Annotated in this window: 11 protein-coding genes and 1 riboswitch; of the genes, 8 read left to right on the top strand and 3 right to left on the bottom strand. The window is 60.2% G+C overall.

The genetic code is table 11. From position 1 onward, the window contains the following. The first annotated feature begins 3 nt into the window (after nucleotides 1-3). The 5 genes from glnA to GOB93_RS11515 all read left to right on the top strand — a co-directional run bounded on the left by glnA (nucleotide 4) and on the right by GOB93_RS11515 (nucleotide 7,523). Entirely contained in the window at nucleotides 4-1,449 is a 1,446-nt protein-coding gene (gene glnA / locus GOB93_RS11495; RefSeq protein WP_173583648.1) for a type I glutamate--ammonia ligase, read from the top strand. 383 nt (nucleotides 1,450-1,832) lie between these two features. Further along, nucleotides 1,833-2,642, top strand: coding sequence for a hypothetical protein (locus GOB93_RS11500; RefSeq protein ID WP_173583649.1), 810 nt, complete (start codon nucleotides 1,833-1,835; stop codon nucleotides 2,640-2,642). A gap of 369 nt (nucleotides 2,643-3,011) precedes the next feature. Continuing rightward, the gene (locus GOB93_RS11505) at nucleotides 3,012-5,468 is read left to right on the top strand and encodes a membrane-bound PQQ-dependent dehydrogenase, glucose/quinate/shikimate family (protein WP_173583650.1); all 2,457 of its coding nucleotides are present in this window, start codon (nucleotides 3,012-3,014) and stop codon (nucleotides 5,466-5,468) included. 67 nt (nucleotides 5,469-5,535) lie between these two features. Continuing rightward, entirely contained in the window at nucleotides 5,536-6,432 is an 897-nt protein-coding gene (locus GOB93_RS11510) for a transporter (RefSeq protein ID WP_173583651.1), read from the top strand. A 140-nt stretch (nucleotides 6,433-6,572) separates the two neighbouring features. Beyond that, nucleotides 6,573-7,523 (top strand): helix-turn-helix domain-containing protein, encoded by a 951-nt coding sequence (locus GOB93_RS11515; protein WP_173583701.1) that lies wholly within the window; start codon nucleotides 6,573-6,575, stop codon nucleotides 7,521-7,523. A 343-nt stretch (nucleotides 7,524-7,866) separates the two neighbouring features. On the opposite strand, the gene metF is transcribed toward GOB93_RS11515, so the two are convergent. Together metF and metE are read right to left on the bottom strand one after the other, a co-directional pair. Continuing rightward, nucleotides 7,867-8,760, bottom strand: coding sequence for a methylenetetrahydrofolate reductase [NAD(P)H] (gene metF / locus GOB93_RS11520; RefSeq protein ID WP_173583652.1), 894 nt, complete (start codon nucleotides 8,758-8,760; stop codon nucleotides 7,867-7,869). Between the two features lie 178 nt (nucleotides 8,761-8,938). Beyond that, on the bottom strand, nucleotides 8,939-11,197 hold the full coding sequence (gene metE, locus GOB93_RS11525; protein WP_338422360.1) for a 5-methyltetrahydropteroyltriglutamate--homocysteine S-methyltransferase: 2,259 nt from the start codon (nucleotides 11,195-11,197) through the stop codon (nucleotides 8,939-8,941). Nucleotides 11,198-11,311: 114 nt separating this feature from the next. Further along, a riboswitch (cobalamin riboswitch) is annotated at nucleotides 11,312-11,510 on the bottom strand. Nucleotides 11,511-11,573: 63 nt separating this feature from the next. Here metE and GOB93_RS11530 point away from each other — a divergent pair. Next, nucleotides 11,574-12,509, top strand: coding sequence for an ArsR/SmtB family transcription factor (locus GOB93_RS11530; protein ID WP_173583654.1), 936 nt, complete (start codon nucleotides 11,574-11,576; stop codon nucleotides 12,507-12,509). 290 nt (nucleotides 12,510-12,799) lie between these two features. After that, the gene (locus GOB93_RS11535; protein ID WP_173583655.1) at nucleotides 12,800-14,017 is read left to right on the top strand and encodes an NADP-dependent isocitrate dehydrogenase; all 1,218 of its coding nucleotides are present in this window, start codon (nucleotides 12,800-12,802) and stop codon (nucleotides 14,015-14,017) included. 146 nt (nucleotides 14,018-14,163) lie between these two features. Here GOB93_RS11535 and GOB93_RS11540 read toward each other — a convergent pair whose 3' ends face one another. Then, the gene (locus GOB93_RS11540; RefSeq protein WP_173583656.1) at nucleotides 14,164-15,129 is read right to left on the bottom strand and encodes a carbon-nitrogen hydrolase family protein; all 966 of its coding nucleotides are present in this window, start codon (nucleotides 15,127-15,129) and stop codon (nucleotides 14,164-14,166) included. Between the two features lie 263 nt (nucleotides 15,130-15,392). On the opposite strand from GOB93_RS11540, the gene GOB93_RS11545 reads away from it, so the two are divergent. Continuing rightward, nucleotides 15,393-15,923: a type 1 glutamine amidotransferase domain-containing protein gene (locus GOB93_RS11545; RefSeq protein WP_173583657.1), complete on the top strand. Its 531-nt coding sequence runs from the start codon at nucleotides 15,393-15,395 to the stop codon at nucleotides 15,921-15,923. Nucleotides 15,924-16,282: the final 359 nt, after the last annotated feature.

Here is a 16,282-nt window from a genome sequence, read left to right on the forward strand (position 1 = left end):
AATATGGCGAAGAAAGAGTCCGGTTCGACCAGCGCGTCGGCTGCCGCGGTTTCCAGGGTCTTTGAGCTTATCAAGGAGAACTCTGTCGAACTGGTGGATCTGCGCTTCACCGATCCGCGTGGCACGTGGCATCACACCACGCAGTATATCACGACCATCGAGGAAGACACCTTCACGGAAGGGTTCATGTTCGACGGGTCGTCCATTGGCGGCTGGAAGGCGATCAACGAGAGCGACATGGTTCTGCTCCCGGACCCGGCGACGGCGGTCATGGACCCGTTTTCGGCCAAGCCGCAGCTTATCCTGATCTGTGACATCATCGATCCGGCGACCGGGCAGTTCTACAACCGCGATCCGCGTTCGACGGCGAAGCTGGCTGAGAAATATCTGCAGTCCACCGGTCTGGGCGACACGGCGTTTTTCGGTCCGGAAGCCGAGTTCTTCATTTTCGACAACGTGCAGTTCGGCACGGGGCCGAACTACGGCAAGTATCAGCTCGACAGCATTGAGGGGCCTGATGCGTCGCTGAAGGCGTATCCTGAAGGCAATCTCGGGCATCGTCCGGGCGTGAAGGGTGGTTATTTCCCCTGTGCGCCGGTGGACAGCGAGAGCGATCTGCGCGCCGAGATGCTGACCACGATGGGCGAGATGGGTCTGCCGATCGAGAAGCATCACCATGAGGTGGCGCAGTCCCAGCATGAACTGGGCACGAAGTTCGACACGCTGGTGCGGTCGGCAGACTTCATGCAGATCTATAAATACTGCATCCACAACGTTGCGGTGTCCTATGGCAAGACCGCGACGTTCATGCCGAAGCCGATCTATGGCGATAACGGCTCGGGCATGCATGTGCATCAGTCGATCTGGAAGGCCGGCAAGCCGACCTTCGCGGGCAATGGCTATGCGGATCTGTCCGACACGGCGCTGTATTATATCGGCGGCATCATCAAGCACGCGAAGGCGCTGAACGCGTTCACGAACCCGTCGACGAATTCCTACAAGCGTCTGATTCCGGGTTTTGAGGCGCCGGTGCTGCTGGCTTATTCGGCCCGTAACCGTTCGGCGTCCTGCCGTATTCCGTATGCGACCAGCCCGAAGGCGAAGCGCGTCGAGGTCCGGTTCCCTGATCCGACGGCGAACCCCTATCTGGCGTTCTCGGCGATGCTGATGGCTGGTCTGGACGGCATCAAGAACAAGATCCATCCGGGCGACGCCATGGACAAGGATCTGTATGATCTGCCGCCGGAAGAGCTGAAGCAGATCCCGACGGTTGCCGGTTCTCTGCGTGAGGCGCTTGAGGCGCTGCAGGCTGATCATGAGTTCCTGCTGGCGGGCAATGTGTTCACGAAGGATCAGATCGAGAGCTACATCGCGCTGAAGTGGCAGGATGTGTTCCGTTTCGAGCACACGCCGCACCCGGTCGAGTTCGAGATGTATTATTCGGTCTGATTGCTTTTTACGGGCATCGGAACTGGTGGGAACGCGGTCTTCGGGCCGTGTTTCTGCGTTTTGGGGATGTTTGCGGGGCTCTGCCCCGCGCCCCGGCAAAGGTCGCGGACCTTTGCAAACCATTCTGTTTAACAGATCGGGATCAAAGGGGTTGCGCCCCTTTGCGGGGTCCGGGGCGGAGCCCTGGATACTCTCGTGCAGGGCAGCGTCAGGGCAGGGCGCTGCCCTGCACCCGGAAGGGGTCGGGACCCCTTCATTCCTTTTGATTTTAATGGATCGAATTAGGGCTGCGTTCAGGGGCTGGGGTTGATTGACAGCAAACTGCTGCCCCAAAAATCATGGTATGCATAATATCAGACAGATAATCATCAACGGCGGAGATAATGGGCGACGCCAAACGTAGACAGATGAGCAGGAAGGCATTTCTCACCTTCCCTGAAAATCAGCTCTGCTGTTATTGCGGTGGATTGGCAAACGAAATAGATCATTTTCCGCCGCGCAATTTTTTTAATAAAAGACAGGCTCCAGAGGGGTACATCTATCCAGCTTGCAGCACATGCAACCGTGGAAAAAGTCTGGACGAACAGGCGCTTAGTCTTCTGGTAAGCATGCTCGACTGGGGCATCGACGATGAGGATTCAAGGTTTCGAACACACCTTCACGAAGTACGGAACAATCGCCCGGAGGTCATCAGGGAGTTAACGGCTCTTTCCAGCGTACAGTCTAAATTTCATCTGCGGCAGATGTTTGGCACACGCGAGGCCGTTTCAAACAACGGGATGAATGGCTGGCAAGCTGCCGAGCTTGGTCCCCACTCAACCGATTTGCTCAATAAAATGTGTGTCTGGTTCGGCCAGACCCTCTATTTTAAGCATAACAAAGAGATTTTTAGAGGTGAAGTTTTTGCTACCCATTTACCTTGGAGCGCAATCAGGCACGAAAAATTTCAAGAAATAATATCAAAATTAAGCGGAATTCCGAATATAACACATACAAGCCATGATATATCCGCTCAGTTTTTCTATCGATATTTTGCGGTGAAAGGAGGATTTTACGCAATATTGCAATTCAGAAAGCCACAAATATTTTTTGTTATATGCGCGATGACCGAACAGTATATTCCATCCAGCCCGGAAATTAATGCGGGATGGTTCAGGTCCGGACTGATCGGTCCACCGATGATGTCAGATTAATCCAGCTATGATGAGACATCATTGAGGCGGAATAACTACTTTTGTATTTTTGTTCATCTAATAGCCGGTTTTCAGAGAATCGATCAATTATACAGATGATTCGCGGTGCCACTGGTCTGCATGCGCAAAAAATATAATTGCCTTTTAGAATTTGGGACTGTGTTTCTTTGTGGCGCGGCCATCGGAGGAAACTGTCTCACGGATGAGACAGTTTCACCGTCTCTGAACAAACCTGCGTGAGCCATATCCGATCGTGCATAGCGTGTTTCCGTTTCGTCATGCTGAGCAGACGCGCTGGCCGTCAGTCATCGTGAAATCTCTCCGGTTCCACGGTGTGCGGCCGATGGAAACAACAGAGAGACACGCGGCATGCGAGATAACAGCGGGAGGTTATGGTCGCTCATAACCTCGGTTCTGCTCGGCCTGACAGGACTTTTCCTGTTCTTTGGCGGGGCGCAGCTCCTCTTCCTTGGCGGCTCATGGTTCTACATTCTGGCCGGCTGCGTCATGATCGGCGCGGCGGCGGCGGGCTTTAAGAACCCGAAGCTGGCGGTCCGTCTGTATGCCGGGCTTCTGCTGGTGGCGACGATCTGGTCGCTGTTTGAGGTCGGTTTCAACATCTGGGGGCTGGAAGTCCGGCTTCTGACGCTGGTGGGTCTGGGCGCCTGGCTGCTGATTCCGGGTGTGTGGCGTTCGGGCACGAACTGGCTGGCTGACAAGCGGGAAGTGCTGGGGGCGCTGGCGGTGTCCTGTCTGGCGCTGATTGTCAGCTGTTTTACGTCCTATTCGATCGACGGCACGGTGCCGGATGACCGGATGGTGGCGCAGGGTCAGCCCGATCCGGCGGCGGACGGGGTGCCGGATGGCGACTGGTCGGCCTATGGCCGTACGATGGGGGGCGACCGCTATTCGCCGCTGAGCCAGATCAACCGGTCGAATATCGGGTCTCTGAAGCGGGCCTGGGTGACGCGCACGGGTGACGTGCAGCAGGAGGGCGAGGGCACGGTCGCGGGTCCGGACCAGGGGCATGAGTTCAACCTGGAAGTCACGCCGATCAAGGTTGGCAACACGCTGTATATGTGCACGCCGCACAGCTGGGTGATGGCGATGGACGCCGCGACCGGCAAGGTGAAATGGAAGTTCGATCCGCATCCGGCGGCCGCCGATCTGGCGAAGAACGTGTATCTCGCCTGCCGTGGCGTGACGTATTATCACGTGCCGGACGAGATTCAGACGGACTGTCGCGACCGCATCTATTCGCCGGTTGCTGACGTCCGCATGGTCGCGCTCAACGCGGAGACCGGGAAGACCTGCGAGGATTTCGGCGATCACGGCTTTATCTCGCTGCGCGAGTATCTGGGTCATGTGCCGCACGGGTTCCACTTCATCACCTCGCCGCCGCTGGTGGCGAAGAACCGCCTGATTACGGGTGGCTGGGTGTTCGACAACCAGGCGAATTTCGAGCCGTCCGGTGCGATCCGCGGCTTTAATGCGACGACGGGCGCGCTGGAGTGGGCATGGGATGCGGGGCATAATCCGGAGACCTGGAAGCCGGGGCCGGACGATGTTCTGACGCGCGACACGCCGAACGCCTGGGGTGTTTACACAGCCGATCCGGCGCTTGGGCTGGTTTATATTCCGACGGGAAATTCGCCACCGGATAACTGGGGTGGCACGCGGCGTCCGTTCGACGATGCGACATCCTCTTCGACGATTGCTCTGGATATCGAGACGGGTGAGCGGCGCTGGACCTACCAGACGGTGCATCATGACCTGTGGGACATGGATATTCCGTCCGGGCCGTCCATGGTTGAGCTGCCGGGTCCGAATGGCGAGACGATTCCGGCGCTGGTGCAGAGCACGAAGCGCGGTGAGTTCTTCGTTCTGGACCGTCGCACCGGTCAGCCGGTTCCGGGATATCCGGTGGAGGAGCGTCCTGTTCCGACGGCGGGTCATGCGCCGGACGATCATGTGTCTCCGACGCAGCCCTATCCGGCGGCGATGCCGAGCCTGACGCCTCCTGATCTGAAAGAGAGCGACATGTGGGGCGCGACGCTGCTGGATCAGATGATCTGCCGTATCGAGTATCGTCAGTCGGCCTATGAGGGGCAGTTCACGCCGCCGCATGTCGGCCAGACGACGATCGTTTATCCGGCGTTCTATGGCGTGGTTGACTGGCAGGGCATCACGATCGACCCGCAGCGGAAGATCATGCTGGCGAATGCGAGTTATCTGCCGTTCCGGATCAAGCTCGATCATCGTCAGAAGCTGGAAGGCGATGGCATTCTGCCGAAATGGAACGGCCAGGGGGATGAGCCTGCCGCGAAGGGGGATGCGCTGTCCGTGTCGCCTGACTACGGCACACCGTATATCGCTCTGACCAATCCGTGGCTGAATCCGCTGCAGATTCCGTGCAAGGGGCCGGTCTGGGGCACGCTGTCGGCGATCGATCTCGTGACGAAGAAGATCATCTGGCAGCACCCGGTGGGGACGACGCGCGACACCGGGCCTTTCCGGACGCACAACAACCTGCCGCTGCCGACGGGCATGTATAACATCGGCGGCAACATCGTGACCAAAGGCGGCGTGGTGTTCATGGGCGCGACGGCGGACGACTATCTGCGCGCCTTTGATCTGGCTACGGGCAAGGTGCTGTGGAGCGATCGTCTGCCAGCGGGCGGGCAGGCCACGCCGATGTCCTATGAGATCGGGGGGAAGCAGTATGTGCTGATTGCCGCCGGTGGTCATGGCGGTCTTGGCACCCGCAGCGGCGATTACATCATTGCCTATACGCTTGATGGTCAGCAGGGAACTGCGGCCCGATAATAACGGGAAAACAGCAGGCAGCCGGAGCGCCGGCTGCCTGCTGTTTCTATTCAGGGGAGATACCCCAATGCGTCTGACGGACAATCCGGAATGGCTTCGCGCTCTGCGCTTTCTCTCCGCTGTTGCAGCCATTGCGCTGTCCGGCGCGGGGAAGGCCAGGGCGGCGGACGTCACTCTTGGTATTATCGGGCCGCATGAATACGACCTGCCGGTCGATTTCAAGCCGTTCAACGTGCTGGTGCAGTACGGGGACGGGAATGCGGCCGGCAGCTCCTACAATAGTCTCGGGCAGCGTCATGCCGAGGGTGGAAGCCACACCTGGGCGGGAATGACGAAATATGTGCATTTTCGCAGCTTCGATGCGATTCCGCATGTGGGTTTCGCGTTCGAGCTGATTCAGACGGAGAGTTATTCTCTGGCGAACGGGACGGATTCAGGCGGGCTGGGACCGACGATTACGGGACCGGCGGCATGGTTCAAACCGAACAAGCACAGCACGTTCGGGATTCAGACCTTTCTGCAGACCAATTCCGGCACTCGGGAGGGGCTTTCGCCGGGATACTGGTCGAATATTTCAAGCTTTATCTTTGATTACGAGTGGAAGCATTTCAGTTTCGACGGCGATGCGGGGACGGTTGCCGGGGGTGGCAAGCGCAATCAGAAGGGGGGACACAGCTATTCGCCGGGGGTGGTGTTCTACACCAATCTCAGGTTCAGCTGGAAAGCCACGAAACTTGTTGAGCCGTTCTTTGCTTTTGACTGGCAGAACGTCAAGGGCACGTATGACCGGACGATCAGCCAGTATCTTGATAACTCGAACAGCCGGGAAGTGGCGCTGGGCGGCGGGATCATGTTTAATATATCAAAGCATTTTTCTTTTACGACGCGCTATTCCCATTCTGTCGAAGGGCGGAACATTCCTGAAAGCAATGCTTATTACGTGAAGTTTGTTTATCTCTGGTAACTGCTTTCCGGTGGGCGATGCTGCCGTGCTTGTGAATTGTGGTGAAGGGTCATTATTATGTATAACACTTATCGTTCTGAGGCTGTTATAAGGCTGGCGGAGCAGCATCTGGTCAGCGGATAAATGAACGATGAGCAATGATGAAGCCGTCTCTTAACAGAGACAGGGAGCGTGGCGTAAGCGGACCCGTGCTTTCGGGCGCGCAGACGACTGAGGTTGCGAAATCCTGGGAGCGCTGTGAGGGCGACTGGAAGCTGGACCCGTCTCAGGGGTGGAAGGCTGACGTTCTGTCCGGGGCGGAGTTCCGGCATGTCAGCGGTCGTTCGGCGACTCTGGTGCAGGTGGCGATGCCGGAGATGCGCCGGCTGTTCGGGCTGGTGCAGGGGCTGGGCCTGATGGCGCTGCTGGCTGATCCGGACGCGATGATTCTGGCCCGCTGCATTGATGAAACTCATCAGCCGCTCTGCCGTCGTCTGGAGCTGCGCGAGGGGGCGCTCTGGAATGAGAGCGAGGCGGGGACCAACGGGATCGGGACGGCTGTGCGTGACTGCTGTCCGCTTTTCCTGGGTGAGGGCGAGCACTGGCGGTTCTGTTTTTCTCTTCTTGCGAGCTATGCCGTTCCGATTTTCGATGCGCAGGGTGGTGTTGCCGGAGCGATCAATCTGGCGGCGTTTAACGGGAATGAGACGCGGCCGGCGGCGCCGCTTGTGCTGGATGCGGTGATGCAGGCCGGACGGCGCATTGAGGAGCAGTTGTTCCGGGCGCGCTATACGGGTGGGCGTGTGCTGACGCTGGGGCCGGCGGATGGGTGTTCGTCGCCGCTGGTGTCCATCAATGACGACGGGGAGATTACCGGGGCGACGCATGCGGCCCGTGTTCTGACGGGCTGGACCGATGCGACGATCGGGGAGCATCCGAAGCTGCTGACCGAGCTGGAGGCGGGCGAGGCGCTCAGTTTTCAGAAGGCCGAGGAGAGTGTGATCCGCTCGGCGCTGGCGCTGTCGAAGGGGAATGCGGCGGCGACGGCGCGGAGTCTGGGGATCAGCCGGGCGACGCTGTACCGGAAGATGAAGGTGATGGGGCTGCGGTAGGGTTGGCCTCTTTGATTATGGGTTGTGTGATAACAGAGTGCCTGGTGTGGTGGTTGTCCGGGGCTCTGCCCCGGGCCCCGCAAAGGGGCGCGGTCCCCTTGATCCCGGTTTTTTAATCAGGGTTTTTCAAAAGCTTCAAAGGGGCAGAAACGGTCATAACAGACAGATGGCATTATATTTTGCGTTCCGTTCATCTGACCGCCTCAACTAGCCTTCCACGGCAACTCTTTGATAAAAAGTAATAAAAGTTTTTGGGTGCCGCCTTTTTTCAAAAAGGCGGTGTCTTCTGAAGCTTTTTGAAAAAAGCTTCACCAAAAACTTTTTTATGATTTAGAGCCTTGTTTCACAAGACGGTCCCGTTTTTATGCCCGAGGAGCCGGCACAGCGCCGCGCTCTGGGCCGGGCGGTTCAGGGTATAAAAATGGAAGCTCCGGACACCATGGTTCTGTAAGCGGCGGCACATCATGGCGGCGAAGGCCGTTGTAACGAGGCTGCGTGTTTCGGGATGATCGTCGAGCCCGTCGAAGAGGTTTCGGACCGTGTCCGGAATATGGGCGCCGCACATCGCCGCGAATTTGTACGCCTGGGCGATTCCGGAAACGGGCAGAATGCCGGGGACGATTTCAGCGGTGATGCCGTGGGCCGCGGCTTTGTCGCGAAAGCGCAGGAAGACGTCGGGATCGAAGAAAAACTGGGTGATGGCGCGGGTGGCGCCGGCGTCGAGCTTGGCTTTCAGGTTGTCGAGATCGCTTTGTGCGTTGCGGGCTTCGGGGTGGACTTCCGGATAGGCGGCGACGGAGATATCGAAAGGGGCGATCCGGGTCAGGCCGGCGACGAGTTCCGCCGCGTTCCGGTAGCCTTCCGGGTGGGGTTCGAACGGCGTGCCGGGCACGGGGGGATCACCTCGCAGGGCGACGATGTGGCGGATGCCGGCGCTGAGATATTGTCTGGCGACGTTATCGACGTCCTGTCTGGAGGCGCCGACGCAGGTGAGGTGGCCGGCGATGGGGACGTCCGTGCGCCGGGCCAGGGATGCGGCGGCGCTGATGCTGCGGTCGCGGGTGGTGCCGCCGGCGCCGTAGGTCATGGTCATGAAGTGGGGGCGGAGGCGGGCCAGTTCGTCCGCCGTCTGAAGCAGAGTCTCTTCGGCCCTGTCCGTCTTCGGCGGGAAGAACTCGAACGAGACTTCTGTGCCGGGGTGGGGAGCAGGATGTTCGGAGTGTGTTTCAGGCGGCATGGGACAGGCTCATGTGTGGTTGTGAAATGGTCTTTTTTGTATCGGGATGTATTCAGGGCTCTGCCCTGAAACCCGGCAGGAGGCGCGGCCTCCTGCACCTCGATTTGTTAAACAAACCGGGTTCAAAGGGACTGTGTCCCTTTGCGGGGTTCGGGGCGGAGCCCTGAGGAACAGCGGGTTACGTACGCATGGCGTTGGCGGCGGCGACCATGGCGGCGATGGCCGGTTCGACTTCGGCCCATTTCCGGGTTTTGAGGCCGCAATCCGGGTTGACCCAGATCTGATCGTCTCTCAGCCGGGTCCGGGCGGTGTTCAGGAGGGCGACCATCTCATCGACGGTGGGAACGCGCGGGGAGTGGATGTCATACACGCCTGGTCCGATTTCCGCCGGATACTGATATCCTGCGAAGGCGTCGAGCAGTTCCATCTTTGAGCGCGCGGTTTCGATGGAGATGACATCGGCGTCCATGGCGCCGATGGCGGCGATGATGTCGTTGAACTCCGAGTAGCACATATGGGTGTGAATCTGCGTGGCGTCCTGCACGCCGGAGGAGGCGATGCGGAAGGCTGTGACGGACCAGTCGAGATAAGTCTGCCAGTCGGCGCGGCGGAGGGGCAGGCCTTCGCGCAGGGCGGCTTCGTCGATCTGGATCATGGAGGCGCCGGCTTTTTCGAGATCGAGAACTTCGTCGCGGATGGCGAAGGCGATCTGGAAACAGGTCTCGCTGCGGGGCTGGTCGTCACGCACGAAGGACCAGTTCAGGATGGTGACCGGGCCGGTCAGCATGCCTTTCATCGGGCGCTTTGTGAGAGACTGTGCGTATTGCCACCAGGCGACCGTCATCGGTTTCGGGCGGGAGACGTCACCGAAGATGATCGGCGGACGGACGCAGCGGGAGCCGTAGGACTGGACCCAGGCATGTTTCGTGAACGCAAAACCTGAGAGCTGCTCGCCGAAATACTGGACCATGTCGTTGCGCTCGAACTCGCCGTGAACCAGCGCGTCGAGGCCGATATTGTCCTGCCAGCGGACGGCGCGGGCGGTTTCGGCTTTGAGGAAGTCTTCGTAACCGGCGTCGGAGAGCAGGCCTCTGGCGTGATCGGCGCGGGCTTTGCGGACTTCCGGTGTCTGCGGGAAAGAGCCGATGGTGGTGGTCGGGAAGAGGGGCAGCTTCAGGGAGTCATGCTGAGGCTGACGTCGTTTTTCGAAAGGAGAGCTGCGCCGGGCCATCGCCGGGGTGATGGCGGCGAGGCGTGCCTTGACGGTCTGGTCGTGGATTTTCTCGTGCGCGCGGCGGGAGGCGGCGGCGCGGTCGGAGGCGTCCAGCGCGGTTTTTACGGCTTCGCGTCCGTCGCGCAGGGCGGTCGCCAGGACGCTGAGCTCGGTGATTTTCTGCACGGCGAAGGCGAGCCAGCCGGCGACATCCGGGTCCAGATCGCGCTCGCGCTCCAGATCGACCGGCACGTGCAGCAGGGAGCAGGACGGGGCCAGGATGATGTCGCGGCGGGCGAGGAAAACGGGTTCGAGACGGTCGAGCAGGGCGCTGAGATCGGCGCGCCAGACATTGCGTCCGTCGATGACGCCGAGCGAAAGGACGAGATCCGGTCGGGCGGCTTCGAGAACCGGGGCGAGCTGCTCCGGGGCGCGGACGAGGTCGATGTGCAGCCCGTGGACGGGCAGGGACAGCGCGGTGGGAAGGTTGTCGCCGAGGGCGCCGAAATACGTGGTGAGCATCAGACGGATGCCGGGAACGGCTTTCGTCAGGGCCGCGTAGGCGTCCGTGAAGGCGGCGCGGGCGGCGTCGGACAGGTCCGTCACCAGGACGGGCTCGTCGATCTGCACCCAGGAGGCGCCGAGTTCGGCGAGCTGTGAGAGCACATCGGCGTAAACCGGAAGCAGGCGGGGCAGGAGAGTCAGCGGGTCGCCGCCGTTCTGCATCTTGCCGAGCAGGAGGAATGTCACCGGGCCGGGCAGGACGGGGCGCGTTTCGATGCCGAGGCGTTTTGCTTCTCTGTATTCGTCCACCGCCTTTGTGGAGGACAGTGCGAAGGACTGGTCCGGTGCGAATTCCGGCACGAGATAATGATAGTTGGTGTCGAACCATTTCGTCATTTCGCCGGCGGTGACGCCGGGGGCGCCGCGGGCCATGGCGAAGTAGGTCGTATGATCGACGGGGCCGCCTTTCCAGCCGTAGCGGGCCGGGATGGCGCCGGTCATGACGCTGGTGTCCAGGATGTGATCGTAGAGCGAGAAATCGTTGGAGGGCACGATATCCGCACCGAGATCATGCTGACACAGCCATGTGTTTTCACGAAGCCCCGCGGCGGTGCCGGACAGGGTTTCGGGGTCGCTGGCGCCGGACCAGTATGTTTCAAGCGCCGTTTTCAGTTCGCGACGCGGACCAATACGCGGAAAGCCGAGAGTGGCAACACTCACGCCCATGGAAGTTCTCCCAGTTTTGCCGGTCGAAGCCTGCGGGCAGCCGGATGCGGGCCGTGCTGCGGGGATGCAGCGCGGGGAAACGCATGAGCCGCCCGGGACGCCCCGCCGGAGGTTTTCTGTGTCCTGGCAGGTCTCCTGGCTTGCGGGTCTTCGCCGGTGAGCCGTCTTCCCGGGCTGGGCACCCAGTGACGTTCTGGCTCGCGGCTCGTCGCTGACAGTTGCGGAAGCAGCGCCGGATTTACACCGGCTTCCCTCTTAGCTCCGGCGCGTGGTGGCGTGCCGGAGAACCATGACACTCTGCCCATACGGCGGGGCGGGAGGCTCTGTCAAACTGTTTGCGTATATAAAGATATTGTTATATATAGCGCGCATGATGACTGCTCTTCCGATCTTTCAGGCGCTGGCCGATCAGACGCGTCTGCGTATTCTGTCCCTTCTGCACCGGATGGAGCTGTCTGTCGGCGAGCTGGCGCAGGTGCTCGGGCAGAGTCAGCCGCGGGTTTCGCGGCATCTGGGGATCATGACGCAGGCGGGGCTGGTGGCGCGGCGGAAGGAGGGGAACCGGGTGTTTCTCACGCTGGGCGAGACGCGGATCGTGGAGCCGGTTCTGCTGGCGATGGAAGGCTGGCAGACGGAGCCTGATCCGGAGATGGAGGCGGATCGGGCGCGGCTGGAGTCCGTGCGGTCAGTGCGGGCGACGGAGGCGGGGGATTACTTCGAGACGCATGCTTCCGAGTGGGATGCGATCCGGTCGCTGCATGTGGCGGAGCAGGAGGTCGAGTCCGCGATTCTGACGCTGCTGTCACGGCGTTTGCCGGATCATCCGGTCGGGCGGCTGCTGGATATCGGGACGGGGACGGGGCGGATGATCGAATTGCTGGGGCCGTCCGCCGTCAGTTCGGTCGGGGTTGACCGGAGTCCTGCGATGTTGCGCCTGGCGCGGAGCAAGCTGGACGGGATGCCGCGTGTGGAGCTGCGTCAGGGTGATCTGTATGCGCTGCCGGTGCCGGCGGGGAGTATGGATACGGCGATCATGCATCAGGTGCTGCATTATGCGCAGCATCCGGGGGCGGCGATTACGGAGGCGGCGCGGGTTCTGGCGCCGGGCGGGGTGCTGCTGGTGGTTGATTTCGCCACACATGACCGGCGGGAGCTGCGGGAGAAGGACGCGCATGCCTGGCTGGGATTTCCCGATGAGCGGATGCGGTTCTGGTTTGCGGCGGCAGGGCTGGAGGTGGTCGAGGTGGTGACGCTGGAGGACAGGCTGACGGTGCGGCTCTGGCTGGCGCGGGTGCGGGAGGAGTGAGGTCGGGGCGCTGCCCTGAAACCCGCCGGAGGCTGGACGCCAGTTTGTTTAACAGAATGGTTTGCAAAGGTCCGCGACCTTTGCCGGGGGACGGGGCAGAGCCTCGTGAACGGTGCAGTCCGGTCGGCGATTTCTATTCACTGATCGTATGTCTCCTATCGTGATTGTGAACTTGTGCGGGGGCTTCCGGCATAGGGGGAGCGTCGTTCCTCGTGCTAGTGCCAGACACCTTTCCCGCAGCGTTTCAGGGTGTCTGCGACAACAACAAGAAAGGGGAGCCGGTCCGTCCCATGGCAAAAATTAAGGTAAAAAACCCGGTCGTCGAGCTCGACGGCGACGAGATGACGCGGATCATCTGGCACTTCATCAAAGACAGCCTGATTCTTCCCTATCTCGACATCGATCTGAAATATTATGATCTCGGCATCGAACATCGTGATGCGACCGACGACAAGGTGACGGTCGAGGCGGCTGAGGCGATTAAAAAATACCGCGTTGGCGTTAAATGCGCGACGATTACGCCGGATGAGGCGCGGGTTGAGGAATTTGGTCTCAAGAAGATGTGGCGGTCGCCGAACGGCACGATCCGCAACATTCTGGACGGCACGATTTTCCGTGAGCCGATCATCTGCTCGAACGTGCCGCGTCTGGTGCCGCACTGGAGCAAGCCGATCGTGATCGGGCGTCATGCCTATGGCGACATCTATCGCGCGGCGGAGACGAAAATTCCGGGTCCGGGCAAGGTTACGCTGAACTATGTTCCAGAGGGTGGCGGCGAGCCGATCATGCTTGATGTGCATGACTTTAAGGGACCTGGCGTGGCGCTGGGGATGCACAACACGCTGGCGTCGATCGAAGGGTTTGCGCGGGCTTCGCTGAGCTACGGGCGGGACCGGAAGCTGCCGGTCTATCTCTCGACCAAGAACACGATTCTGAAAGCCTATGACGGCATGTTCAAGGATGTGTTCCAGGAGATTTACGAGAAAGAGTTCAAAGCCGATTTTGATAAGCTCGGTCTGACCTATGAGCATCGTCTGATCGACGACATGGTGGCGTCTGCCCTGAAATGGGATGGCGGCTATGTCTGGGCCTGTAAGAATTATGATGGCGATGTCGAGAGTGACATTGTGGCGCAGGGTTTCGGCAGCCTGGGTCTGATGACGTCGGTTCTGCTCGATCCGACGGGCACGATCGTTGAGTCCGAGGCGGCGCATGGCACGGTGACGCGGCATTACCGCGAGCATCAGAAGGGGCGTCCGACCAGCACGAACCCGATTGCGTCGATTTATGCCTGGACACGGGGTCTGGCGTATCGCGGCCGGTTCGATGACACGCCGGATGTGGTCAACTTTGCCGATACGCTTGAGCGGGTCTGCGTCGAGGCGGTTGAGGCCGGCGAGATGACAAAGGATCTGGCGCTGCTGGTTGGCAAGGGGACGAAGTGGCTGGATACGCAGCCGTTCCTGGATACGATCGATGCGCGTCTGAAGAAGGCGCTGAAGGCCTGATTTTCTGATGGACGGGTTTCCGGGGCTTTGCCCCGGACCCCACAAAGGGGCGTAGCCCCTTTGATCCCGGTTTGTTTAACAGAATGGTTTGCAAAGGTCTCAGACCTTTGCCGGGTGCAGGGCAGCGCCCTGCGATATCCCGTGCTTCAGAAGCCGGTGCTGTCTTCCGGGAAAATAATATCTTCTTCTGTCCGTGTGACGGTCTGCCGTGCTGTTTCATCGACGGTGAGACGGAAGACATCCGGCCGGGCGTAATGCCCTGAGACATCAAGATCGTACCGGCCGCGGATAATGTCGTCCGGGTCGATATCGGCTGTCAGGATCGCTTCTTTTCCGTAAACGGGGCCGGCCAGGATGGCGCCGTCCGGGCCGACGATGACGCTGCCGCCCCGGATCAGAACGGTTTCGGGATCGGCGCCCTGCACGCAGTCGTACTCCGCGGGCGCGTCGGCCCGTGTCAGATACTGGCAGGCGCTCAGCACGAAAGTCCGGCCTTCATAGGCGATGTGGCGCATGGAGGCCTGCCAGATCTCGCGTTCGTCCACGGTGGGGGCGCACCAGAGGCTGATGCCTTTGGCGTACATCGTCTGCCGGAGGGTCGGCATGTAGTTTTCCCAGCAGATTGCGGCGCCGAGTTTTCCGAGTGGCGTGTCCAGAACCGGGATTGTGGAGCCGTCGCCCTGGCCCCAGACGAGGCGCTCCGTGGCGGTTGGCATCAGTTTGCGGTGTTTGCCGAGCAGGGCGCCGTCCGGGCCGAAAAACAGGGCTGTGCAGTAAAGCGTGGTGCCGTCCCGTTCGATGACGCCGGTGACGAGGAAGGCTTTCATCTGTGCGGCGAAGCTGCCGATGCGGGCTGTTTCCGCGCCGGGCACGTCGATGGCTGAGCGCCAGTAGCGCAGATAGTCCTCGCGTCCTGCTGCGCTGCGGGTGCCCATGCGGGCGCCGAAATCGAGTCCTTTGGGATAGCCGCCGATATAGGCTTCCGGGAACACGGCCAGTTCGATCTGCATTGAGCCGGCTTTTTCGCAGAGGGCCTGCATGCGGTCCAGTGTTGCCGGGGTGTCGAAAAGCGTTGTTCCGGCCTGAATGACCGCAACCCGATGAAGCGCCATAGTCTCTGTCCGTTTTCGTAAGGCCGTGCAGAGGTTTTCCTCCGCGTACGGCCGGTCAGGGGAGGAATCAATGAGTGCGGCAATTCTGGGAGGCATTGTGATGCGGGTCAAATCAGGGGAAAGACGGAGCCTGCGCGGGAATGGAAGCTGCCCTGCATGAACCATGCGGCTTTTCATAACGTTCTGTCCTGACATGCCCACGCTGACGCACGGTTGGCGGGTCACACGACAACGGCCATTCAGGCCGATGAAGGAGTGAGGTCATGACCAGGAAAATTGCTGTTCTTGCCGCTGATGGCACGGAAGAAATCGAACTGACGTCGCCGGTGGATGCCTTGCGGAAAGCGGGCGCCGAGGTTGTTATTATTTCTCTCGAAAAGGGAGAGTTTCAGGCGGTGAAGGGTGATATTTATCCGTCCGGGAAGCTGAAGGCGGATCTTGCTGTTAAAGATGCGTCTGCCGGCGACTATGATGCTTTGCTGTTACCGGGTGGGGTGGCGTCTCCGGACAAATTGCGGGTCGATGAGACGGCGGTGCGGTTTGTCCGCGATATGATTGATGCGGGGAAACCTGTTGCGGTGATCTGTCACGGGTCGCAGACGCTGATCGAGACGGGGGCGCTGCGCGGGAAGACCGTGACATCCTGGCCGGCGATTAAGACGGATCTGAAAAATGCCGGTGCGACCTGGGTGGATCAGGCGGTGGTGACGGACGGGCAGTTTCTGTTTTCGCGCTGTCCCGATGATCTGGAGAAATTCAATCCGGCGACGATCAGGCATTTCGGGATTTCCTGACGGGGTGGGGCGGGGTTCTGCTCCGTGTCATGGCGGGAAGGGTTGTGCCCTGCGTTTTATTTGTCAGAGACTGTTTCTGAAAGCCTGCTTGTGAAGTCTCCTGTCAGTTATTGAGAGGTTTCTGGTGAGGTTGCGGGGAATGCCGCCTTTCTGGAAAAAGGGGGCGCCTAAAAACTTTTGCCCAATTTAAGACTTTAAAAAGGTCTCTTAACAAACCGGGATCAAAGGGGCTGCGTCCCTTTGCGGGTTTCAGGGCAGAGCCCTGAGAAATGCTTCGATCCGTATCCCGCTTCGGGTCTTCCCCAAAACATGTGGGTCTGCGACCCTGCATCGGCTTGTAATGTCTGAGGAAAGGCTGA

The sequence above is a fragment of the Acetobacter musti genome, assembly GCF_011516835.1.
GTDB lineage: Bacteria > Pseudomonadota > Alphaproteobacteria > Acetobacterales > Acetobacteraceae > Acetobacter > Acetobacter musti.